This window comes from Streptomyces sp. NPDC048277, assembly GCF_040652235.1.
Classification (GTDB): Bacteria; Actinomycetota; Actinomycetes; order Streptomycetales; family Streptomycetaceae; genus Streptomyces.
The window spans coordinates 472,171-494,750 of record NZ_JBEZLQ010000001.1 but is presented as its reverse complement, the minus strand read 5'-3'; the positions used below and the strand labels follow the sequence as shown (position 1 = coordinate 494,750).

Annotated in this window: 15 protein-coding genes and 1 pseudogene; 4 read left to right on the top strand and 12 right to left on the bottom strand. The window is 72.2% G+C overall.

Features of this window, described 5'->3' with window-relative positions; genetic code table 11:
• Positions 1-18 precede the first annotated feature (18 nt).
• The 6 genes from AB0D85_RS02320 to AB0D85_RS02295 form a co-directional block, all read right to left on the bottom strand.
• On the bottom strand, positions 19-423 hold the full coding sequence (locus AB0D85_RS02320; protein WP_362312536.1) for a cytidine deaminase: 405 nt from the start codon (positions 421-423) through the stop codon (positions 19-21).
• On the bottom strand, positions 420-1,682 hold the full coding sequence (locus tag AB0D85_RS02315) for an ABC transporter permease (protein WP_362312535.1): 1,263 nt from the start codon (positions 1,680-1,682) through the stop codon (positions 420-422). Before AB0D85_RS02315 ends, AB0D85_RS02320 begins: the two co-directional genes overlap by 4 nt.
• Positions 1,682-2,803 (bottom strand): ABC transporter permease, encoded by a 1,122-nt coding sequence (locus AB0D85_RS02310; protein ID WP_362312533.1) that lies wholly within the window; start codon positions 2,801-2,803, stop codon positions 1,682-1,684. The genes AB0D85_RS02315 and AB0D85_RS02310 overlap by 1 nt, the downstream gene beginning before the upstream one ends.
• On the bottom strand, positions 2,800-4,500 hold the full coding sequence (locus AB0D85_RS02305; protein ID WP_362313449.1) for an ABC transporter ATP-binding protein: 1,701 nt from the start codon (positions 4,498-4,500) through the stop codon (positions 2,800-2,802). Before AB0D85_RS02305 ends, AB0D85_RS02310 begins: the two co-directional genes overlap by 4 nt.
• Positions 4,501-4,778: 278 nt before the next feature.
• Entirely contained in the window at positions 4,779-5,828 is a 1,050-nt protein-coding gene (locus AB0D85_RS02300) for a BMP family ABC transporter substrate-binding protein (RefSeq protein WP_362312531.1), read from the bottom strand.
• Positions 5,829-6,159: 331 nt separating this feature from the next.
• Positions 6,160-6,396 (bottom strand): helix-turn-helix transcriptional regulator, encoded by a 237-nt coding sequence (locus AB0D85_RS02295; RefSeq protein ID WP_362312529.1) that lies wholly within the window; start codon positions 6,394-6,396, stop codon positions 6,160-6,162.
• Positions 6,397-6,415: 19 nt separating this feature from the next.
• Between AB0D85_RS02295 and AB0D85_RS02290 the strand changes: the two genes are divergently transcribed.
• Entirely contained in the window at positions 6,416-6,547 is a 132-nt protein-coding gene (locus AB0D85_RS02290) for a hypothetical protein (protein ID WP_362312527.1), read from the top strand.
• 111 nt (positions 6,548-6,658) lie between these two features.
• Here AB0D85_RS02290 and AB0D85_RS02285 read toward each other — a convergent pair whose 3' ends face one another.
• Entirely contained in the window at positions 6,659-6,883 is a 225-nt protein-coding gene (locus AB0D85_RS02285) for a hypothetical protein (RefSeq protein ID WP_362312525.1), read from the bottom strand.
• A 181-nt stretch (positions 6,884-7,064) separates the two neighbouring features.
• Here AB0D85_RS02285 and AB0D85_RS02280 point away from each other — a divergent pair, with 181 nt between their 5' ends.
• Positions 7,065-8,078: a helix-turn-helix transcriptional regulator gene (locus tag AB0D85_RS02280; RefSeq protein WP_362312523.1), complete on the top strand. Its 1,014-nt coding sequence runs from the start codon at positions 7,065-7,067 to the stop codon at positions 8,076-8,078.
• A 382-nt stretch (positions 8,079-8,460) separates the two neighbouring features.
• Positions 8,461-8,934, top strand: a complete 474-nt coding sequence (locus tag AB0D85_RS02275; RefSeq protein WP_362312522.1) for a hypothetical protein — start codon at positions 8,461-8,463, stop codon at positions 8,932-8,934.
• Between the two features lie 63 nt (positions 8,935-8,997).
• On the opposite strand, the gene AB0D85_RS02270 is transcribed toward AB0D85_RS02275, so the two are convergent.
• The 5 genes and pseudogenes from AB0D85_RS02270 to AB0D85_RS02250 all read right to left on the bottom strand — a co-directional run.
• Complete coding sequence (locus AB0D85_RS02270; protein WP_362312520.1) at positions 8,998-10,242, bottom strand: MFS transporter; 1,245 nt, start codon at positions 10,240-10,242, stop codon at positions 8,998-9,000.
• Between the two features lie 79 nt (positions 10,243-10,321).
• The gene (locus AB0D85_RS02265) at positions 10,322-10,528 is read right to left on the bottom strand and encodes an MbtH family NRPS accessory protein (protein WP_362312518.1); all 207 of its coding nucleotides are present in this window, start codon (positions 10,526-10,528) and stop codon (positions 10,322-10,324) included.
• Between the two features lie 80 nt (positions 10,529-10,608).
• Positions 10,609-20,955: an amino acid adenylation domain-containing protein gene (locus AB0D85_RS02260; RefSeq protein ID WP_362312516.1), complete on the bottom strand. Its 10,347-nt coding sequence runs from the start codon at positions 20,953-20,955 to the stop codon at positions 10,609-10,611.
• On the bottom strand, positions 20,952-21,329 hold the full coding sequence (locus AB0D85_RS02255) for a phosphopantetheine-binding protein (protein ID WP_362313446.1): 378 nt from the start codon (positions 21,327-21,329) through the stop codon (positions 20,952-20,954). Before AB0D85_RS02255 ends, AB0D85_RS02260 begins: the two co-directional genes overlap by 4 nt.
• A pseudogene (locus AB0D85_RS02250) lies at positions 21,306-22,361 on the bottom strand (amino acid adenylation domain-containing protein); the annotation flags it as partial. The gene AB0D85_RS02255 and the pseudogene AB0D85_RS02250, both read right to left, overlap by 24 nt.
• 24 nt (positions 22,362-22,385) lie before the next feature.
• Between AB0D85_RS02250 and AB0D85_RS02245 the strand changes: the two are divergent.
• A partial coding sequence (locus AB0D85_RS02245) for a hypothetical protein (RefSeq protein WP_362313527.1) occupies positions 22,386-22,580 on the top strand: 195 nt, incomplete at its 3' end.

The following is a 22,580-nucleotide window of genomic DNA, read 5'->3' as shown; positions in this document are numbered from 1 at the left end:
GGGAGGGGCCGTACGGGATTACTTGGTGAGATGGGCCGGGCCGAAGGCCTGGGGGAGCATCTCGGAGAGCGGCAGGACGCCTTCCGGTGTGTCCAGGAGGAGGTCCGGGCCGCCGAACTCGTAGAGGAGCTGGCGGCAGCGGCCGCACGGGACGAGGAGCCCGCCCGTGCCGTCCACGCAGGTGAAGTGCGTGAGGCGGCCGCCGCCGGTGCGCTGGAGTTCGGAGACCAGTCCGCACTCGGCGCACAGGCCCAGGCCGTACGACGCGTTCTCCACGTTGCAGCCGGAGACCGTGCGGCCGTCGTCGACCAGGGCCGCGACCCCGACCGGGAAGCCGGAGTAGGGCGCGTAGGCGTGGGACATCGCCTCGCGGGCCTGTGCGCGCAGGGTCTCCCAGTCGAAGTCGGCGGCCGCGGTGGTCACTTGCCCTGTCCCTTCCGGTACGGCAGACCGTCGGCCTTCGGCATCCGCAGGGACTGCGCGGACAGCGAGAGCACGAGCAGGGTCACGATGTACGGGGTCGCGGTCACGAGCTGGCGCGGGACCTCGTTGGTGGTGGCGTACCAGATGAACATCAGGACCGAGATGACGATGGTGATGGCGGCCGGGACGTACTTCTTGCGCCAGGCCAGGTAGGCGGCGCCGAACACCAGCAGGATCGCGATCAGCAGGATCAGCGCGTGGACGTTCACCGTACCGCCGCGCAGGTTGAGGCTGTCGGTGTAGCCGAACAGGCCGGCGCCGAGGGCGAGGCCGCCCGGCATCCAGTTGCCGAAGATCATCGCGGCGAGACCGATGTAACCGCGGCCGGCGGTCTGGCCGTCCAGGTACACGTTGGAGGCGACGATGGAGAGGAAGGCGCCGCCGAGGCCGGCGAAGCCGCCGCTGATGATCACCGCGATGTACTTGTACTTGTAGACGTTGACGCCGAGGGACTCGGCGGCGACCGGGTTCTCGCCGCAGGAGCGCAGGCGCAGGCCGAAGGCGGTGCGCCACAGGACCCACCACGTGATCGGGACGAGCGCGACGGCGACGACCGTCAGCGGGGAGAGGTCGGTCAGCAGACCGCCGACCAGGCCCGCGATGTCCGAGATCAGGAACCAGTGCTTCTCGTTCAGCGTGTTCAGCCAGTCGGACAGGCCCGGGACGCTGAAGGTGCCCAGTGAGTCGATCGGCGGGGACTGCTTGGAGGAGCCGCCCTCCGCGGTCTCGAAGGTGAACTTCGAGAGGTAGCGGGTGGCGCCCAGGGCGAGGATGTTCAGGGCCACACCGGAGACGATGTGGTTGACGTTGAAGGTGACGGTGGCGACGGCGTGCAGCAGGGCGCCGAGCGCACCGCCGAGGATGCCGAAGACGACGCCGACCCAGGGGCCCCACTGGTAGCCGGCCCAGGCGCCGAACCAGGTGCCGAGGATCATCATGCCTTCGAGGCCGATGTTGACGACGCCCGCGCGCTCGGCCCACAGACCGCCGAGACCGGCGAGGCCGATCGGCACGGCGAGGCGCAGCGCGGTGGACATCTGGCCGGTCGAGGTGATGCCGTCGGCGCCGGTGATCAGGCGCACGGCGGAGGTGAGGATCAGTACGCCGGCGATGACCAGCAGGAGTACCGGGAGCGACATTCGGCGGCCGCCCTTGCCGGGCTGCTTCGCCTGCGGCTTGGCGATGGTCGCGGTGGACATCAGGCCGCCACCTCCTTCTTGGTGTTCTGGGCGGCGGCCGCGGCGAGCTCCGCGCCGACCTGGCGCTGCTGGCGGCGCAGGCCCCACTGGCGTACGGCTTCGTAGGAGATGACGACGGAGAAGACGATCAGGCCCTGCATGATCGTGGCGATCTCCTTCTCGTACGCGACCGGGGTCGCGTAGTCGAGGGCAGGGGAGGCCTTGTCGAGGAAGGCCCACAGGAGGGCGGCGAAGGCGATGCCGCCGGGGTTGTTGCGGCCGAGCAGGGCGATGCCGATGGCGGTGAAGCCGAGGCCGGCCGGGAAGTCGAGGCTGTAGGTGTGCGAGTCGCCGAGCAGCAGCGGGAGGCCCGCGAGGCCGGAGACGGCGCCGGAGATCAGCATGGAGACGAGGACCATGCGCTTGGCGTCGACGCCGGAGGCGGCCGCGGCGGACTCGGAGGCGCCGGTGGCGCGCAGGTCGAAGCCGAAGCGGGTGCGGTTGAGGACGATCCAGTAGCCGATGCCGAGGGCGATGGCGACGAAGACCATGCCGTAGATGTCGCCGACGTCGGAGCCCAGGTTGATGCCGGGGAACCAGCCGGACTTCTTCATCACGCCGGTCGTCATGTTGTTGCCGACCTGGACGCCCCACACGTTGGAGAGGGTGATGTAGCCGATGAGGCTGGTGGCGATGGCGTTCAGCATGATCGTGGCGACGACCTCGCTGACCCCCCGGGTGACCTTGAGGACGCCCGCGATGCCGGCCCAGAAGGCGCCGGTGAACATGGCGACCAGGAGCAGCATCGGGATCTGCAGGAAGGCGGGCAGGCCGATGTTGGCGCCGACCACGGCCGTCATCACGGCGGCGAGGCGGTACTGGCCGTCGACGCCGATGTTGAACAGGTTCATCCGGAAGCCGAGGGCGACCGCGATGGCCGCGATGTAGTACATCGCCGCCTGGTTGATGATCAGGACCTGGATGTCCGAGTACGGCAGCTGCTGGAGCATCAGCACGTAGGGCTCGAACGGGTTGCGGTTCGAGGCCAGCAGCACGATCGAGGTGAGCGCGACCGCCAGGACGAGCGCGATGACCGGGCCGGCCACCGCGAGGAGCACGCGCTCCTTGTCGAACTTCTTCATCGGTCCTGGTCCTCCCCGGACACACCGTCGGAATCGTGATGCTCCAGGTGGCCGGTGGCGGCACCTGTCATGGCCGAGCCCAGTTCCTCGGGCGTGATGGTGGCCGGGTCGGCGTCCGCGACCAGCTTTCCGTCGAAGATCACCCGCAGGGTGTCCGACAGGCCGATCAGCTCGTCGAGGTCGGCGGAGATCAGCAGCACGGCCAGGCCCTCGCGGCGGGCCTCGCGGATGCGGTCCCAGATCTGCGCCTGGGCGCCGACGTCCACCCCGCGGGTGGGGTGGGCGGCGATCAGGAACTTGGGGCTGTGGCTCATCTCGCGGCCGACGATCAGCTTCTGCTGGTTGCCGCCGGAGAGGGAGGCGGCGGTGACGTCGATGCCGGGGGTGCGGACGTCGTACTCCTCGACGATCCGGCGGGTGTCGGCCTGGGCGCCCTTGATGTCCAGCCAGAAGCCCTTGGCGTTGGGCTTCTCGGTGACATGGCCGAGGATGCGGTTCTCCCAGAGCGGGGACTCCAGGAGCAGGCCCTGGCGGTGGCGGTCCTCGGGGATGTAGCCGACGCCGGACTCGCGGCGCTTGCGGGTCCCCCAGCCGGTGACGTCCTCGCCGAGGAACTCGATCGTGCCGGAGTCGGCGTGCTTGGTGCCGATCAGCGCGTCGATCAGCTCGGTCTGGCCGTTGCCCTCGACACCGGCGATGCCCATGACCTCGCCGGCGTGGATGGTGAAGGTGACGTCGTCGAGGACGCGCTTGGCGGCGCCGGGGGTGGTGGCCTCGGTGAGCACGTCGGCGCCCGCCGAGGCGCCGGCCGAACCGGCGGTCGCGGTCTCGGGCTGCGCGCCGACCTCGCCGAGGGAGGCGATGCCGCCGCCGGCGTAGACGGTGAGGTTCTTCACCGTGACGACGGCCCTGTCGGTGACCGTGGACTCGGCGGTCTCCGGGGTGGGCAGCTCGCTGCCGACCATCAGCTCGGCGAGCTGGCGCGGGGTGGTCTCGGACGGGATCGCCGTGCCCACCGTCGTACCGCGGCGGATGACGGTGATGTCGTCGGCGACGGACAGCACCTCGCCGAGCTTGTGGGAGATGAAGATGACCGACAGGCCCTCGGACTTCAGCTCGCGCAGGTTGTCGAAGAGTGCGTCGACCTCCTGCGGGACGAGGACGGCGGTGGGCTCGTCGAGGATCAGGGTCTTGGCGCCGCGGTAGAGGACCTTGAGGATCTCCACGCGCTGCCGGTCGGCGACGCCGAGGTCCTCGACGAGCGCGTCCGGGTGGATGCCGAGCCCGTAGCGGTCGGAGATCTCGCGGATCTTCTTCTTCGCGTTGCCGCCGATGCCGTACAGCTTCTCGCTGCCGAGCACGACGTTCTCGAGGACGGTCAGGTTGTCGGCCAGCATGAAGTGCTGGTGGACCATGCCGATGCCGCGCGCGATGGCGTCGGCCGGGGACGAGAAGGAGACCTGCTCGCCGTCGATCGCGATGGTGCCCTCGTCCGGCTTCTGCATGCCGTAGAGGATCTTCATCAGGGTCGACTTGCCGGCGCCGTTCTCCCCGACGAGGGCGTGGACGGTGCCCTTGCGGACGGACAGGTGGATGTCGTGGTTGGCCACGACACCGGGGAATCGCTTGGTGATCCCCGCCAGCTCGACCGCGGCTGTCGTCTCTGCGGTGAGCGGAGGGCTGCTGGACGCGTCGATGGCGCACTCTCCTCGGGAGGGAAAGGGGCCATCTACGCGCGTAGCGCCCCTGCTTTAAATAGTGCCCGGACCTGACCGAGCTTTTTCGGCTCTCGATCCGTTCCGAGCATTCTGCCGCGCGAACGGGGTGTGTCCCCCCGCCGTAGATCGTCCTGTGATGCCGGATCTACGGCAGGGGGCGCGGGGAAGGTCATCCTCCCCGCACCCCGTTCCGTGGCCGTAACGCTGTCATTACGGCGTTCTTTTGGCCATGGGCCGAGCGACCCGAGGGCTCCGGATCAAGAAGTCTTGACCGTGATGGAGCCGTCCTTGATGCCGGCCTCGGCCTTCTTGAGCGCGGCCTGCAGGGTGGCGTTGTTCTTGAAGACCGGGTTGGAGTCGGCCAGGCCGACGCCGCCGTTGGTCAGGGAGCCGCGGATCTCGCCGGACAGCGGCTTCTTGTCCTTGATGACGGACTTGGCCAGGTCGTAGACCGCGCCCTCGACGTTCTTGAGGGCCGAGGTCAGGATGTAGTTCTTGTACTTCGACAGCGCGGCCTGGCTGTACTGGTCGGAGTCGACGCCGATCGCCCACACCTTGTGCGCGGCGGCGGCCTTGATGACGCCCTGGCCGGAGAGGCCGGCGGCGGCGTAGACGACGTCGGCGCCGGCGCCGATCTGGCCCTCGGCGGCGGCCTCGCCCTTGTCGGGGCTGGAGAAGCCGCCCTCCTGGGCGGTCTGGGTCAGGTACTGGGCCTTGACCGTGACGTTCTTCTTGGTGTCCTTGACGCCCTGCTCGAAGCCCGCCTCGAACTTGTGGATCAGCGGGACGTCCACGCCGCCGATGAAGCCCACGGTGTTCGACTTGGTGGTCAGCGCGGCGGTGACGCCGGCCAGGTACGAGGACTGCTCCTCGTGGAAGACCATGTCCGCGACGTTGCTCGCCTGGTCCTGGTTGTCGTCGATGATGCCGAAGGTGACCTTCGGGAACTTCGCGGCGGCCTCCTTGACGGCGGGCGCGTAGGCGAAGCCGACGCCTATGACCGGGTTGTACCCGGACTTGGCCAGGGTCTCCAGGCGCTGCACCTTGTCCGCGTCCGACTCGCCGTCCTGCGGCTCGATGTCCCGACCGGCGACGCCGAACTCCTTGTCGGCCTTCTGGAAGCCGGCGTAGGCGGCGTCGTTGAAGGACTGGTCGCCCTTGCCGCCGACGTCGTACGCGAGACCGACGCCCTTGGACGCGCCCCCCTTGCCGGTGGACGAACTGGACGAGCTGCCGCACGCTGAAACGGTGACGGCAAGGGCTGCGGTTGCAACGCCCGCAACGGCGATTCGGGACACCCGGCGCATGGAACGAGACTCCTTCGTGCAAGCACCCATACCAGGTGCTGGTTCCGCGGCAGCGTAACGCGCGTAGACCAGACGGAAAACCCCCAATGTCCGGTCCGTTATCCAGCTGTGGCCACAGTCACGGCCCCGGTCGCCCCGGCCCTTGCGGAAGGCCCCGGCGTTCACGCCGGGGATGAGTGCACCTCAAGAGGCCGACCGCGGGTGCCCGTGCGGGGTGGCGCGGATCATCCGGCCGGTGAACTCTCCCGGCCCCCTCCGGGTCGCGGGGCCGGCGGAGGGCACCGGCAGAGTGCCCCGCCCCGCCGTCCACCGTTCCCCGACCACCGTCTTGTCAGGTTCCCTTCGGCCATGGTTCGTCGCGCCGGGTGACCTGGAGTGCGAGGATCATGAGGTGCGCCCGGTTGCTGACCCCCGCCTTTCCCCGGATCCTGCGCAGATACGTGTCGACGGTGTGCGGGCTGAGATGCATGCGCCGGGCGATGGAGGAGTAGGTGTGTCCTTCGGCGAGGTGACCCAGCACCTCGATTTCGCGCGTACTCAGCAGATCGAGTACCTCGGTGGAGCTCAAGCTCACGAGCGTGCCTTTCATGCGGATTGAACACCTCGTGGGAAGGGCCCGGCACTCCGCCTCGGCGGAGCCGTTCCCGTCGGTCGTGACGGACCCGGCCTCGGGCCGGCCGCCGGACGTCGTCGCCGTCCTCCTCGCGCCGCCGCCATGAACATGGCGGAGCGGGTTAGGGTGCGGCACATGTTCGACATACGACACGGGGGAAGCACATGCCGAACAGTGATCGCCCGGCCGGGCGACGAGGGCGGTGTGCGGAGCCTGATCAGATGTCGGCGCTGTCGATGGCAATGACCCGTCCACCCCAGCCGGTGTCGCCGTTCGTCGTGCTTCCGGCGATGACCCGTCCGCCCCAGCCGGTGTCGTCGGTGGTCACCCCGCTCCCGGAGACCGTCGCCATGATCGCAGAACCCATGGGGGCGTACGGGGCGACGGAGCCGAGGGCCACGGCGGCGAGAGCGGCGACGGCGGCCAGGTTGAGGGACTTCATGGAGACACTCCTCATTCTTTCGGTGCTTCCGGGAAGGGAGCCGGCATGCGCGGTTTGCGCGCCTTCCGGTGCTTCCAGACTCGCCTGCAAGTGACGTGCGGGCCATGGAGCCGGCCATTCACCAAGCTGCCCCGCAGCAAGACGAACAGGGGACGAAATGTTCAAAGCGGATGAAAGCAGCATGGTTGGACCGTCCGCGGGGCCCGGGCACCGGGAGGTCGCCCTCTACCGATGGATCGTCAGGAACGAGCGCCTCGACCCGGACCGCGCGGCGCGGGAGCTGGATCTGGGCCGGGACGACGTCGACGCGGCCGTCGCGGCTCTGACCGAACTGGGCCTGTTAAAGGCGGACGTGGACGATCCGGCCAGGCTGCGTCCGGTCGATCCGGACCTCGTGGCCGCGGTCATGACGAACTCGCTGGAGACGTCGATCCGCGTCCAGCAGGCCGAACTGCACCGCATACGTGACGAGTTCGCCGGTCTGCGCGCCCACTACCTCGACAGTCTGCGCCGGGTGTCCGTGGACCTGGAGGTGATCCCCGGTCTGAAGGAGGTACGCGCCGCCCTCAACCGGGCCTCCGCGGAGTGCACCGAGGAGATACTGACCAGCCAGCCCGGCGGCAACCGGGTGCCGGCCGCCCTCGAGGAGGCACTGGCCCGGGACATGGAGGTGCTCTCCCGGGGGGTGCGGATGCGCACCCTGTACCACCACACCGCCCGTTTCAACGGGCCCAGTCAGGCCTACGTCGCCATGGTGTCCGGCCTCGGCGCCGAGTACCGGACCGCGCACGAGCTGTTCGGCCGTCTGATCGTCTTCGACCGCCGGGTGGCCTTCATCCCGGATCAGGGCGGCGGATGGGGTGCGGTCGTCATCCGCGAACCTTCGGTCGCGCATTTCCTGTGCGAGGTGTTCGAGCAGTACTGGGTCCACGCGGAGCCGTTCTCGGACGCGGCGGCGGACGGTCTGGAGGCCGTCTCCAAGGACATCGACCAGACCATCGTGCGGCTGCTGGCGGCCGGGATGAAGGACGAGACCATCGCGCGCCGCCTCGGCATGTCCCTGAGGACGGCCCGGAAGCACATCGCCGACATCATGGAGACGCTGGGGGCCGAGAGCCGTTTCCAGGCCGGTGTCCTGGCGGCCCGCCACGGGCTGCTCGGCGACGACGCGGCGGACAGCGGCCGCATCGGCTGAATCGGCCCGGTATCCCTGTCCCGGGTTCACGTGACTGCCCTTTCGGACATCCGCCGCTACCCGGGCGGTACCGTGAACCCGGGACTTCCCGAGCACCGTCCCGTGCACGAGAGTTACTGCGACTCCGCAGGCAGGGTGCCCGTTCGACGGCGACACCGGTCCTTGCGGTCATGTGACGGAAGAACAGCGGGGCACCTCGTGTTCCGGATGTTCCGTGCGCGAGGGACGGGTCGTCCACGCGTGGGTGCGTCGCACGCCGGTACCTGCTCCCCCCGGACGCAGATCCGCCGCGCATGCGGGCCGGACGCGTGGCCGGCGGCCGGCCCCGGACCACGGCACGCCGGGAGAGGAGGGCCGGTGTGACGGGGAGCGTGAGCGGGACGTGGACTTTGAACCGGCCTCGGCAGGGGCGGAAGCCGACCTGGGTCACTTCGTGAGGGATCTGGCGCTGTGTCTGTCGGTCCACCGCGACAGGAGTCCGGCCCTGGTGTGGCCGGACGGCATCGACGCGGTGGTGGCGGGAGCGGGCCGGGAGCTGCCCGAGCTGACCTCCGCCCTGGGTGCCCTGCTGGGCTCCGAGGTCACCAGTTCCTTTGTGGAGCTGCCGGTGGGCGGGAGCAGTGACGGCAACACGGCCGAGACCGACCTGATGCTGCTGCCGGTGAAGGGCAGCTGCGGCGGCCGGGTCGAGCCGTCGGTCCCGGGTCTGGGCTCGGCCGTCCTGGAGCACGCGCTGGAGCTGAGACTGCGGGTCGGAGAGGTGCTCTACGTGCCGCGCGGCTTCGTGTACACCCTCGACGCCGTGCACACACCGTGCACGCTCCAGGTGCTGGCCCTGCACCCCCTGGTCTGGTGACACCCCCTCGACAACGGCGCACGACCGGGCCGCCGCGACGGAGCCGTCCCTGGTGGACACCGGTCACACCCGCGCCCCGGCTTCCCGTGCTCGGGCGGGCAGCCGGGGCGGGTCCAGTTCCCGCCACACCGTGAACGCCAGCGGTGCCAGGGCGATCGACAGATAGACCCCGCCGAACAGCTGCAGCGCAGTCGTCAGATCCAGCCGGTCGAGGAGCAGTCCGGCGCCGAGAGCGCCCAGCGGGGTGGCGGCCAGCGCGCAGGCGACCACCAGCCCGAGCACCCGGCCGCGCACCCGCTCCGGCACCCTCTCGTAGGCGACCGACATCATGAGCGGACCGACGACGCCCGATCCGATGCCCGAGAGCACCAGGCCCGTCAGCAGGACCGCGGTGGACGGCTGCTGGGCGAGCAGGGCGCAGCGGAGTGCGCCGAGCAGCACGAAGCAGCCGCTGAAGACGGCTCGGCGGGGCAGGCGGTGCCCGAACCAGCCGTGCAGAGCGGTCCCCAGGAGTGCGCCGAGTCCGATCGCGGTCATCATCGCGCCGAGCAGTGAGCTGCTGTGCAGCACCCGGGTGCCGTAGGCGGGGTACAGGACCGCGTTGAGGCCGCTGTCCAGGGTGTTGGTGACCATCAGTACAGCCACCATGGCCCGCATCAGCCGGTCGGCGCGCAGGGCGGTGAAGCCGTCCCGGAGCCGGTCCGCGTAGGAGCCGTCGTCGGTGGCGGGCGCGGGGGGTTCGCCCGGTACGAGGGCGCGGACGAGGACCGCGGCGAGCAGCAGGGCGGCCGCGTCGGCCAGCAGCGTGGGCACCGGGCCGACCGACGCGACCAGCAGGCCCGCCAGCGGGGCACCGGCCATGGTGCCGATGCGCCGGGCGCCCTCCATGGCGCTGGTGCCGCGCTCGACGGGTGTCTCCGCTCGTCGCATCGCGGCGATCAGCAGCACCTGCTTGGCCGTGTCGGCGGGACCGCGGGCGGCGCCGGCGAGCAGGGCCAGGGCGGCCAGCGCCGGCAGGGGCAGGCCGACGGTCGTGTGGAGAAGGGGGACGAGACCTATGGCCATGGCGGTCATCAGGTCCGCGGCGACGCTCGCGGTGCGGGCGGGCAGCCGGTCCACGGCAGGACCGGCGAGGACGGCGGAGCACAGCAGGCCGATGGTCTCGGCTGCCGCGACTCCCCCGGTGCTGGTGCCGCTTCCGGTGCTCTGCAGGACGAACCACGGGATGGCGAGCAGGCTCGCGGCGGTTCCCACCGACGAGACGGCGGACACCACGACAAGCGTCAACAGTGGCACACGTCTGTTCATGGACGTCGAACTCCTGGGAAAGGGCTCCGTGCCCGGCACAGGGCGCCGGGCACGGAGCCGGTGGTGGGGTGCGGAGGGGTCAGCGGGTGGCGTCCATCGCCAGCCGCAGGCTGAGGGGGCGCATGTCGGTCCACACCTGGTCGATGTGGGACAGGCACTCCTCCTTGGTGCCGCGCACCCCGCTCTCGTGCCAGCCGGCCGGGATGTCCCGGTCGCCCGCCCAGAGGGAGTACTGCTCCTCGTCGTTGACGACCACGGTCCATTCCTGCGTCGCGATGCCGTTCATGACGTGCTCCTTCGGTGCTGGGTTTCCATCGGGTGGGTGGTGTTGCGGGGTGTCCGGCCCAGCCGGGCCGGACACCGTGTTCAGGGGGAGACGGCCTGCTCCAGGGCGGCGGAGAGCCGCTCCGCGAGGACGGCCCCGTGCGGGTCGTCGAGCAGGTTGTGGTGGTTGCCCGGCACGGGGACCGCGTGGACGCGCCCCCGGGTGTGCGGGATCCAGGCCGCGGGATCGACCAGTGGGGTGTCCAGCTCCGCGTGCCGCTCGGCGACCGTGAACAGCCGGACATCGGCCCGCAGGACGGCGCCGGGGCGGTAGGCCGCCGACGCCTCGCCGTTGGCATCGGCCACCTGCAGCATCCGCCGCAGGGCGTCGGTCCGGGCCCGGCGGGGCAGGCTGCCCTGCTCGTGCCCCCGGTGGACCAGTGCCGCGACGAGGGACTCCTCGTCCAGCCCGCGGATCTCCGTGGCGTCCAGACCGGCCGCGATGCCGTAACGGACGATGTCCGGCTCGTCGTCCGCGCCGGTCCGGCGACGCTCCTCGCCGGGGGCGGCGGTGTCGATGGCGCCGAAGAAGGCGACCGTCTCGCCCGCCGCCTCCAGCCGGGTGGCGATCTCGTATCCCACCGCCCCGCCGAAGGACCAGCCGGCGATCAGGTACGGGCCGTGCGGTGCGATCCGGCGCATCTCCGCCAGGTACCGCTCCGCCATGTCCTCCACCCGCCGCAGCGGTGTCTCGGCGGTGTTGTAGCCGACCGCCTCCACGCCGTAGACCCGCCGTGTGCCGCCCAGGGCCCGGGCGAGCGGCAGATAGCAGCAGGCGTCGCCGCCGCGCGGGTGGAGCAGGAAGAGCGGTGGCCGCTGCGGGTCGCCGTCGGCGAGGGGCACCACCAGCCGGTCGGCGGTCGCACCGGCGTCCGGCAGCGCCTCGCAGAGCAGTTCCACGGTGGGCTTGCGGAAGAGCAGGTTGAGCGGCAGTTCGACGCCCAGGTCCTGGCGGACGGCGGCGATCAGTTCGAACGCCTTCAGGGAGTGCCCGCCGAGCGCGAAGAAGTCGTCCCGCACGCCCAGCGGCCGTACGTCGAGGACCTGTTCCCAGATGCGGGCCATCCGCACTTCCAGCGCGTCGCGGGGCAGCAGCAGATCCTGCCGCGCGCGGGCCGGGTCCACCGCCGGCAGTGCCTTGCGGTCGAGCTTGCCGTTGGGGGTGAGCGGCAGCGTGTCCAGCTCCGCCAGCACCGAGGGCACCATGAAGTCCGGCAGGGACTCCCGCAGTGTCTCGCGCAGCGCCACCGCGTCGCCGGTGGGGCCGTCCCACACCACGTAGCCGACCAGGATCGCGTCCACTCCGGTGCCGCGGACCGCGACGGCGGCCTCGGCGACGTCGGGGTGGCGGGCCAGCGCGGTCTCGATCTCACCGAGTTCGATGCGATGGCCGCGCACCTTGACCTGTCCGTCGCCCCGGCCGAGGTACTCCAGGGTGCCGTCGGGCAGGCGCCGGACCAGGTCCCCGGTGCGGTACATCCGGCTGCCGGGTGCCGCGAACGGATCGGGCAGGAAGCGCTCGGCGGTGAGCCCGGGCCGGTCGGCGTAGCCCCGCACGACGCCGTCGCCGGCGATGTACAGCTCGCCGTAGACGCCGGCCGGCAGCGCCCGCAGCCGTTCGTCCAGGACGTGCACCCGGGTGTTGGCGAGGGGCCGGCCGATCGGCACGGGGCGGCCCGGGGCCGTGTCGCCCAGCCGGTGGGTGGTGGACCAGATGGTGGTCTCGGTGGGTCCGTAGACGTTCCACACGCTGCCGACGGCGGCGATCAGGCGTTCGGCGAGGACGGGGGGCAGCGCCTCGCCGCCGCACAGCGCCCGGACGAGCGGGTTGCGCCAGCCGGCCTGCATGAGGAGGTGCCAGGTGGCCGGGGTGGCCTGGACGAGGGTGGCCCCGGCCCGGTCCAGCTGCTTGGCGAGTCTGCTGCCGTCCCGGGCGGTTTCCCTGGTGACGATGTGGACGGTGGCTCCTCTCACGAGCGGCACCAGCAGTTCCATGACGGCGATGTCGAAGGAGGCGGTGGTCACCGCGGCGACGACGTCCTCCTCGGTGATCTCCAGCCGGCGGATCATGTCGAGGGCGAAGTTGACGACGCCTCGGTGCGGCACCATGACGCCCTTGGGGCGGCCGGTCGAGCCGGAGGTGTAGATGACGTAGGCGAGCGCCTCGGCGGATCCCGCGGGCGCGGGACCGGACGGCTGCCTTGGCTCCGTCAGCGCGTGGTCGACCCGCAGGGTCTGCACGCCGGCCGGCAGCCGCGCTCCGATCTGGTCGTCGCCGCTGGTGAGCAGCACGCGCGCACCGCTGTCGGCGACCATCAGCTCGACCCGCTCGCGCGGGTAGGCGGTGTCGACGGGCACGTACGCCGCGCCGGCCTTCAGGACGCCCAGCAAGGACACCGGCAGGTCAACCGAGCGCTCCACGGACACGGCGACGCGCGTCTCCGGGCCGACGCCCCGCGAGCGCAGTGCGGCCGCCAGGCGTTCCGCCCGCTCGTCCAGTTCGGCGTAGGTCAGGCTGCGTCGTTCGTCGCGGACGGCCACCGCGTCCGGGGTAAGGGCCGTCCGGCGGGCGATCAGCCCGTGGACGGTCTCGTCCGGCAGCGGTACGGCCGTGTCGTTCAGGGTGTGCACGAGGTGGTCGTGTTCCGCCGTGTCCAGCAGTTCCAGTTCGCCGAACGGACGGTCCGGTGCGGCCACGGCGGCTTCGAGCAGCCGCTCGAAGGACCGCATCATCCGTACGACGGTCCGCCGGTCGAAGAGGTCCGTGGCGAACACGGCGTGGCCGTGCAGCCCCTCGGCGTCCTCCGTCAGATACAGCGACAGGTCGAACTTGGAGCCGCCGTTGCTGAGCGCCACGGGCTCGGCTGCCAGGCCGGGGAACCCGGGCGGCGGCGCGGTCTCGTCATTGAGCACCAGCATCACCTGGAACAGCGGGTGGCGGCTGAGGTCCCGCTCCGGCTGCACCTGCTCCACGAGCCGTTCGAACGGGACGTCCTGGTGGGCGTAGGCCCCCAGTGCGGTCTCCCTGGCCCGTGCCACGAGTTCCTCGAAGGCGGGGTCGCCGGAGAGGTCGGTGCGCAGCACCAGCGTGTTGACGAAGAAGCCGATCAGGGGCTCCAGTTCCGCGCGGTCGCGGCCGGCGATGGGCGCGCCGACGGCGATGTCCGTGCTGCCCGACCAGCGGGCCAGCAGTGCCTGGAAGCCCGCCAGCAGCACCATGAACAGCGTGGCGTTCCCCCGCTGCCCTACGGCACGCAGGTCCGCGAGGAGCGCCGCGGGGAGGGCGAAGTCGACGTGGTCGCCGCGTCCCGACGGGGTCGCCGGCCGGGGGTGGTCGGTGGGCAGCTCCAGCGAGGCCGTCCCGGTGAGCCGCTCGCGCCAGTACGCCAGCTGACCGTCCAGCAGCGCGCCGGTGAGCCGCTCGCGCTGCCAGGCCGCGAAGTCCCGGTAGCCGATGGGCGGCGGGGTGGGGGCGGGGCCCTGGGCCAGTGCCGCCCGGTAGCCGGCGTGGAACTCCGACCAGAAGACCCCGGCCGACCAGCCGTCGAAGACGAGATGGTGCACGACCACGACGAGCAGATGCTCCTCGGCCGCGAGCCGGATCAGACGGGCGCGCAGCAGGGGTGCTCGGGCCAGGTCGAACGGGAGGGCGGCGTCGGCCTCGGCCAGTTCCCGGGCGCGGGCCTCGGCCTGGTCGCGGCCCAGGTCCGACAGGTCGACCAGTTCCGGTGCGAACACGCCGGCCGGCTCGGTCCGCTGGCGGGGGCCGTCGTCGCCGAGCGCGATCCGGGACCGCAGCACCGTGTGCCGCTCGACCACGCCGCGCAGGGCGGCCAGTGCGGCGTCCTGGTCCAGTGGGCCGGTGAACCGCACGGCGGTCGGCATGTTGTAGTCGGGGCGCCCCGGCTGGATCTGGTCGAGCAGCCACAGCCGCTGCTGTCCGAAGGAGAGGGGTGCCGGTCCTTCGGGCAGCGGCTCGATCCCGGAGGCGGCCCGGTCGGCACCCTCCAGGGCGCGGGCGAAGTCCGCCATCACCGGGCGCTGGAACAGCAGTTGCAGCGAGATCTCGCGTCCCAGGACCTCCCGCAGGCGGGAGACCATCCGGGCTGCCTTCAGAGAGTGGCCGCCGAGTTCGAAGAAGTGGTCGTGCGCGCCGACCCGGCCGCAGTCGAGCACCTCGGCCCACACGTCGGCCACGGCGCGCTCCAGTCCGGTACGCGGCGCGGTGTACGCGCGGTGCAGCCGTTCGCCCTCCGGGGCGGGCAGAGCAGCCCGGTTGACCTTGCCGTTGGACAGCAGGGGCAGGGCGTCCAGTTCGACGAGGACGGAGGGCACGACGGCCTCGGGCAGGGCGGTGCGCAGGAAGTCGAGCAGGGCGGTGCGCTCGCCGGTGTCGGTCCACACGACGTAGCCGACGAGTTCCCGGTCGGCGCCCTGTCCGTGGGCCGCCGCGACGGCCCGGGCCACGCCGGGGTGGCGGAGCATGGCCGCCTCCACCTCGCCCAGTTCGACGCGGTGGCCGCGGACCTTCACCTGGTTGTCGCGCCGGCCGTGGAACTCCAGGATGCCGTCGGCGCGGCGGCGCACCAGGTCGCCGGTGCGGTACATCCGGCTGCCGGCGGGGCCGTAGGGGTCGGGGAGGTAGGCCGCGGCGGTGCGGGCCGGGTCGCCGAGGTAGCCGCGGGCCACGCCCGGTCCGGCGATGAACAGTTCGCCGACCGCGCCGGTCGGCACCGGTTCGAGGTGTTCGCCGAGGACCAGGCAGCGGGCGCCGGGGATCGGACGGCCGATGGGGATGCGGCCGCTGTCGATGTCCTCGTCGGTCACCACATGGTAGGTCGACGTGTTGGTGCACTCGGTGGGCCCGTACTGGTTGACCAGCCGGATCCCTTCGCCCAGGCGGCGGACGTCGCGGGCGCGGTCCGCGGTGAGGGCCTCGCCGGTGGTCATCACCAGGCGCAGCGGGGCGCGGAGCGGGCCGGTCGCGGCGGCGGCGAGTTCGCCGAGCATCGAGGGCACGACGGACAGGACCGCGGTGACGCGCTGTTCCTCCATCAGGGTGAGCAGCGCCGCGGGGTCCCTGGCGTCGTCGTCGGAGGCCACGACCACGCGGGCACCGGTGCTCAGGGGCGCGAACAGGTCACGGACCGAGGGATCGAAGGTGAGGGCGGTGCGGGCGAGGACCACGTCCCGCTCGTCCAGGGCGAAGGTGCCGGTGAGATACGCGAGGTAGCCGGTGATGCCGCCGTGCCGGACCGCCACGCCCTTGGGCCTGCCGGTGGAGCCGGAGGTGTAGATGACGTACGCGAGATCGTCCGGGCCGGTCGGCAGCCGCAGGTCGCCGTCCGCGTGGGTCTCGGTGCGGCCCCGTTCCCGGTCGAGGTCGAGCACGGGCGTCCGCTCGGGTACGGCGGCCCGGTCGCCCTGGACGAGGACGAGTGCGGCCCCGCTGTCTTCGAGGACGGTCCGGATCCGGTCGGCCGGGTGCGTCGGGTCCACCGGCACATAGGCGGCGCCCGCCTTGAGGACCGCGAGCACGGCGACGACCGTCTCCGCGGAGCGCGGGAGCATCACCGCCACGGTGTCGCCCCGGCCGGCTCCGCGTTCCCCGATGTGCCGGGCCAGGCGGTTGGCGCGCCGGTTGAGCTCGGCGTAGGAGAGGTGTTCGGAGCCGTACGTCACCGCGACCGCGTCGGGGTTGCGGCGGGCCTGCTCCTCGACCAGTCCGTGCAGTCGGCCGGCGGACGCCTGCGGGGGCGCGGGCGGGGCGTACAGGGCCAGCCGCTCCTCGGGGGTGAGCAGGTTCAGGCGGGACAGCCGGCGGCCGGGGTCGGCCAGGGCGTCGCGCAGCAGTCGTACGTAGTGCTCGGCGAAGCGCTCGACGGTGGCCCGGTCGAAGAGGTCGGTGGCGTACTGCAGGGTGCCGAGCAGACCGTCCGGCAGGTCGGTGAGGGCGAGGCTGAGGTCGAACTTGGCGGTGCCGTTGTCCACGTCCACGGTCCGCACCGACACGCCGTCCAGCGGGAGGGAGTCGAGCTGCTCGGGGTGGAGCTGGAAGAGCACGTCGAACAACGGGTTGCGGCTGAGGTCGCGGTCCGGTCGCAGTTCCTCGACCAGCCGGTCGAAGGGGAGGTCCTGGTGGTCGTAGGCGGCCAGGGCGGTGTCCCTGACCCGGGCCACCAGGTCCTGGAAGGACGGGTCGCCGGACAGGTCGGAGCGCAGGACGAGGGTGTTGACGAAGAAGCCGATCAGCGGCTCCAGTTCGATCCGGGCGCGGCCGGCGATGGGGGTGCCGACCGCCACGTCGGTCTGGCCGCTCCAGCGGGCCAGCAGGGCCTTGAAACCGGCCAGCAGCACCATGAAGAGGGTGCCGCCGTGCTCCTGGCCGAGTGCGGTCAGGCGGTCGCGCAGGTCGGCGGGCAGGTGGAAGGTGAGGCTGTCACCGGCACCTGAGCGCACGCGGGGGCGCGGCCGGTCGGCCGGCAGCTGCAGCGGGGTCGTACCGGCGAGCCGCGCCCGCCAGTGGTCCAGCTCCGCGGCGAAGCCGTCCGTGTCCATCCGCTGCTGCTGCCAGTGGGCGAAGTCCGCGTACTGGATGGGGAGTTCGGGGAGGTCGAGGGTGGTGCCGCGGACGAGTGCGGCGTATCCGGCGGACAGTTCCCGCCACAGGACGGGCATGGACCATCCGTCGCCGACCGTGTGGTGGAGGACCAGGACCAGCAGATGGGCGTCCTCGGCGGTGCGGACGATCCGGGCCCGCAGCAGCGTCGCGCCGGTCAGGTCGAAGGGGGTGGCGGCGTCGGCGCGGGCGAGGTCCAGCGCCTCCGCCTCGGCCCGGTCCGCCGGCAGTGCGGAGAGGTCGGTGAGTTCGGTGGTGAGGACCTCGGCGGGCTCGACGAGCTGGACCGGGTGTCCGTCTTCCACGGTGATCCGGGACCGCAGCACCTCGTGCCGGCGGACCACCAGGCCCAGGGCGTCCGCCAGGGCCGCCGCGTCGAGGGGGCCGTCGAGCCGGGCCACGACGGGGATGTTGTAGTCGGGCCGTCCGGGCTGGAGCTGGTCCAGGAACCACAGCCGCCGCTGGGCGTAGGACAGCGGCGCCGCCGGGCCCTCGGGGCGGCGGGCGATGACGTCCGCGGCCGCCGGGGCGGTGCGGGTGTCGACGGCGGCGGCGAACCGGTGCAGGACGGGGTGTTCGAACAGCGTCCTCAGCGGGATCTCGGTGCCGAGGCGTCCGCTCAGCCGGGACACCGCGCGGGTGGCGCGCAGGGAGTGGCCGCCGAGGGCGAAGAAGTCGTCGTCGCGGCCGACCCGTTCGGCACCCAGCACCTCCGTCCACACGGCGGCGACGGTCTCCTCGGTCGGGGTGGCCGGGGCGGTGTAGTCGCGCGGGGCGCCGTCCGCCGGCGCCGGGAGCGCGCGCTGGTCGAGCTTGCCGTTGGGGGTGAGCGGCAGGTCGTCGACCACGACCACGGCCGGGACCATGTACTCGGGCAGCGTGACCGCCAGCGCCTCGCGTACGACGTCCGGCACGCACTCCACACCGGGCTCCGGAACGGCGTAACCGACCAGCCTGCGCTCCCCCGGACCCTCCTCCCGCACCACCACCGCACTGCGGGCGACACCCGGCACCCGGGCCAGCACCGCGTCGATCTCACCCAGCTCGATCCGGAAACCGTGGATCTTCACCTGGTCATCGGCCCGGCCGAGATACTCCACCACACCGTCGGGACGCCAACGGGCGAGGTCCCCGGTGCGGTACATCCGGGCACCGGGAGCGCCGAAGGGGTCCGGGAGGAAACGTTCGGCGGTCAGCGCGGGCCGGTCCAGGTAGCCACGGGCCAGGCCGCTGCCGCCGATGAACAGCTCTCCCTGCACTCCCACCGGGACCTGGCGCAGCGTGTCGTCCAGGATGTACAGCCGCGTGTTGTCCATCGGGCCGCCGATCGGCAGCGGGCCGTCGACGCGTGCCGGTGGGGTCAGCCGGTGGCGGGTGGCGAAGGTGGTGGTCTCGGTGGGCCCGTAGACGTTGGTGAGAACCGTGCCGGGGGCCGCGTCCTGGGCGCGCCGGAAGGCGGTGACCGACGCGGCCTCGCCTCCGGTCCACACCTCCCGCACCCCGGACAGGGCCTCCGGGCACTCCTCGACCACCAGGTTGAACAGCGAGGTGGTGATGAACAGGGAGGTCACCCCGTGCTCGGTGACGAGGCGTGCGAGGGTGGCGGTGTCCAGCTGTCCGGGCGGGGCCACGACGACCTGGCCGCCGGAGAGCAGCGGCACCCACAGTTCGTAGGTGGAGGCGTCGAAGGAGTGCGGCGAGTGGGCCAGCACCCGCCGGTGGCCGTCACCGAAGGACTGGTCCAGGGCGAGGGCGGCCACATTGCCGTGGGTGACGACGACGCCCTTCGGCTCGCCCGTGGAGCCGGAGGTGAACATCACATAGGCGGCCTGGTCGGGGCTGCGCGGGGCCCGGGGCGCGGCCGACGGGGCGTCGCGGTGGTCGCCGGTGACGTCCAGGACCGGCACCGGGGAGCCGGTGACGGCGGGGTCGGTCAGCGTGGCCGGGTCGGCGAGCAGCACGACGGCCCCGGTCCGCTCCAGGATCCAGTGTGAACGCTGCACGGGGTAGCGGGTGTTCAGCGGCACATAGCAGCCGCCGGCCTTCAGGACCGCCAGAATGGCCGTCACCAGGTCGGCGGACCGCTCCATCAGCAGGCCCACCGCGCTCTCCGGGCCCACTCCGGCCGCCGCCAGCCGGCGGGCCAGAGCGTCGGCGCGCCGGTCGAGTTCGGCGTAGCTGAGGGTGGTGTCCCCGCAGATCACGGCGGCGGTGTCCGGGGTTCGCGCGGCCTGCTGGGCGAACAGCTCGGGGAGGGTCGCCGTGGACAGCTCCCGCTCCGGGCCCTGCCAGCGCTCCAGTTGCAGCCGTTCGGCGAGGCCGAGCAGGTCCAGCTCGCCCAGCGGCCGGCCGGGCTCGGCGGCGGCGCTCTCCAGCAGGCGGACGTAGTGGGCGACCAGGCGTTCGGCGGTGGCGCGGTCGAACAGGTCGGTGTCGAAGACCAGTGAGCCGGTGCAGCGGTCCGGGCGCTCGGTGACGAAGACGCTCAGGTCGAACTGGGCCCCGCCGAAGTCGGCGTGGACCCGCTCCACCGAGACACCGGGCAGCCCGAAGCCCCCGGTCTCGTCCTCAGCGGCGGCGATCATGACCTGCACCAGCGGGTTGCGGGCCGGCGTCCGCTCCGGACGCAGGCGCTGCACCAGGCGGTCGAACGGCACCTCCTGGTGGTCGTAGGCGTCGACCGTGACCCGGCGCACCCGCTCCAGCAGGTCGCGGAAGGTGAGGGCGGAGGTGATCTCGGTGCGCAGCACCACGGTGTTGACGAAGAAGCCGATCAGCGGCTCCAGTTCGACCCGGTCGCGGCCCGCCACCGGGGTGCCGACGGCAACGTCGGCCTGGCCGCTCCAGCGGGCCAGCAGCGCTTGGAGGCCGGCCGTCAGTGCCATGAAGACGGTGGCGTCCGCGGCACGCGCCAAGTGCCGTAGCCGGGTGGTCAGTTCGGGAGTGAGGGTGAATTCCACGGTCTGCCCGCGGCCGCTGCGGGCGGCGGGGCGCGGGCGGTCGGTGGGCAGTTCCAGCGGGGCCAGGCCGCTCAGCCGCTCCTCCCAGTGCCGCAGGGAGCCGTCCAGTTCGCCGCGCTCGAAGCGCTGCCGCTGCCAGTGGGCCCAGTCCCGGTAGGCGACCGGCAGCGCGGGCAGCAGCTCGGCTCCGGGGGCCGGGGCGCGGTAGGCGGCCGCGAGCTCCTTCCACAGCAGGGTCATCGACCAGCCGTCGGTGGCGATGTGATGGACCGTCAGCAGGAACAGGTGGTCGTCGTCGGCGAGCCGGACGAGCAGGGCCCGCACCAGCGGCCCCGCGGCCAGGTCGAAGGGCTTGCGGGCGTCCTCGACGGCCAGTTCCACGGCGCGGCGTTCGCGGTCGGCGTCGTCCGCGCCGCGCAGGTCCCGGACCGGCAGCGGCACGTCGCCGGGTGGCAGGAGCACGGGGCGGGCGGTGCCGTCGTACTCCTCGAAGACGGTGCGCAGCGGTTCGTGGCGCCGTACGACGGCGGTCAGGGCGTGCCGCAGCCGGTCGGTGTCCAGCGGGCCGCGCAGCCGCAGCAGTTCGGGCACCGCATAGCCGGCGGTGTCGCCGAGGATGCGGTCGGTGAGCCAGAGCCGTTCCTGGGCGAAGGACGCGACGGATTCGGCCGGGCTCGCGGGGATGACGGAGGCGGGGCGGTCGGTCCGCTGGTCGCGGGCGGCCCGGACGCGGCGCCGGAGCAGGTCCCGGGCGGCCGCCAGCCGGTCCGCCGCGGACGCCTCGATCGGTCGGCTGTCCTCGATGGTCACGCGATCTCTCCCTGGTGGATGTGGGGCCGCTCGCTGCCGGTGCGGAAGAGGTCCTCCAGCAGTGCGGCTTCTACGGCGCCGGCCAGCCCGGCGACGGTGGGGTGGTCGAACAGGGTGTGCAGGGGCAGTTCCAGTCCCAGGGAGTGGCGGAGCCGGGCCATCACCCGGGTGGCGCTGAGCGAGTGGCCGCCCAGGCGGAAGAAGCTGTCGTGGCGTCCGATCGCGGGGACGTCGAGGATCTCGGCCCACAGGTCGGCGACGAGTTCCTCGGTCTCGGTGGCGGGCGGGGCGCAGACGGCGGCGGAGACCGAGGGGGCGGGCAGGGCCCTGCGGTCGAGCTTGCCGTTGGGGGTGAGCGGCAGGTCGTCGACCACGACCACGGCCGGGACCATGTACTCGGGCAGCGTGACGGCCAGCGCCTCGCGCACGACGTCCGGCACGCACTCCACACCGGGCTCCGGAACGACGTAACCGACCAGCCTGCGCTCCCCCGGACCCTCCTCCCGCACCACCACCGCACTGCGGGCGACACCCGGCACCCGGGCCAGAACCGCGTCGATCTCACCCAGCTCGATCCGGAAACCGTGGATCTTCACCTGATCGTCGGCCCGTCCGAGGTACTCCACCACACCGTCGGGACGCCAACGGGCGAGGTCCCCGGTGCGGTACATCCGGGCACCGGCCGGTCCGAACGGATCCGTGAGGAAGCGCTCCGCGGTCAGCGCGGGGCGGTTGAGGTAGCCGCGGGCCAGGCCCGTCCCGGCGAGGTACAGCTCGCCGGCGACGCCCACCGGCACCGGGCGCAGCGCCGCGTCGAGGATGTACAGGCGGGTGTTCCAGATGGGCCGGCCGATGGGGACCGGGCCGGGGCCGGGGCGGCACTCCCAGAAGGTCACGTCGACGGCGGCCTCGGTGGGGCCGTACAGGTTGTGCAGCGGTACGTCGAGCACCTCGTGGAAGCGGTTCTGCACCTGCTCGGACAGCGCCTCGCCGCTGCACACCACCCGGCGCAGCGAACGGCAGCCGGCCGCAGAGGGCTCCTCCAGGAAGGAGGCGAGCATCGAGGGCACGAAGTGGACGGTGGTGATCCGCTGTTCCTGGATGGTGCGGGCCAGATAGGCGGGGTCCTTGTGCCCCTCCGGCCTCGCCACGACCAGGGCGGCGCCCTCCAGCAGCGGCCAGAAGAACTCCCAGACGGAGACGTCGAAGCCGAACGGCGTCTTCTGCAGCACCCGGTCGGTGTGGTCCAGCCGGTAGGCGGCCTGCATCCAGGCCAGGCGGTTGACGATGGCGTCGTGCGTGACGACGACGCCCTTGGGGCGGCCGGTGGAGCCGGAGGTGTAGATGACGTAGGCGGGGTGAGAGCCGGCCGGACGGGCCGGTCCGGCCGATGTGCGGTCCGCGCGATCCGCGTCGTTCGCGTGGTCCGGGTGGTCCGCGCGGTCCGGGTGGTCTGCGTCGTCCGCATGGTCCGCGTGATCCGCGCGGTCCGGGTGGTCTGCGTCGTCCGCGTGATCCGCGTGATCCGCATGGTCCGCATGGTCCGCGTGATCCGCGTGATCCGCATGGTCCGCATGGCCCGCATGGCCCGCATGGCCCGCGTGATCTGCATGGCCCGCGTGATC

Bases quoted from the DNA above. Each gene is read 5' to 3' on its own strand.
- AB0D85_RS02315 (WP_362312535.1), bottom strand. From the start codon at position 1,682: ATGTCCACCGCGACCATCGCCAAGCCGCAGGCGAAGCAGCCCGGCAAG.
- AB0D85_RS02310 (WP_362312533.1), bottom strand. From the start codon at position 2,803: ATGAAGAAGTTCGACAAGGAGCGCGTGCTCCTCGCGGTGGCCGGCCCG.
- AB0D85_RS02300 (WP_362312531.1), bottom strand. From the start codon at position 5,828: ATGCGCCGGGTGTCCCGAATCGCCGTTGCGGGCGTTGCAACCGCAGCC.
- AB0D85_RS02290 (WP_362312527.1), top strand. From the start codon at position 6,416: ATGCGGATTGAACACCTCGTGGGAAGGGCCCGGCACTCCGCCTCGGCG.
- AB0D85_RS02285 (WP_362312525.1), bottom strand. From the start codon at position 6,883: ATGAAGTCCCTCAACCTGGCCGCCGTCGCCGCTCTCGCCGCCGTGGCC.
- AB0D85_RS02280 (WP_362312523.1), top strand. From the start codon at position 7,065: ATGGTTGGACCGTCCGCGGGGCCCGGGCACCGGGAGGTCGCCCTCTAC.
- AB0D85_RS02270 (WP_362312520.1), bottom strand. From the start codon at position 10,242: ATGAACAGACGTGTGCCACTGTTGACGCTTGTCGTGGTGTCCGCCGTC.
- AB0D85_RS02265 (WP_362312518.1), bottom strand. From the start codon at position 10,528: ATGAACGGCATCGCGACGCAGGAATGGACCGTGGTCGTCAACGACGAG.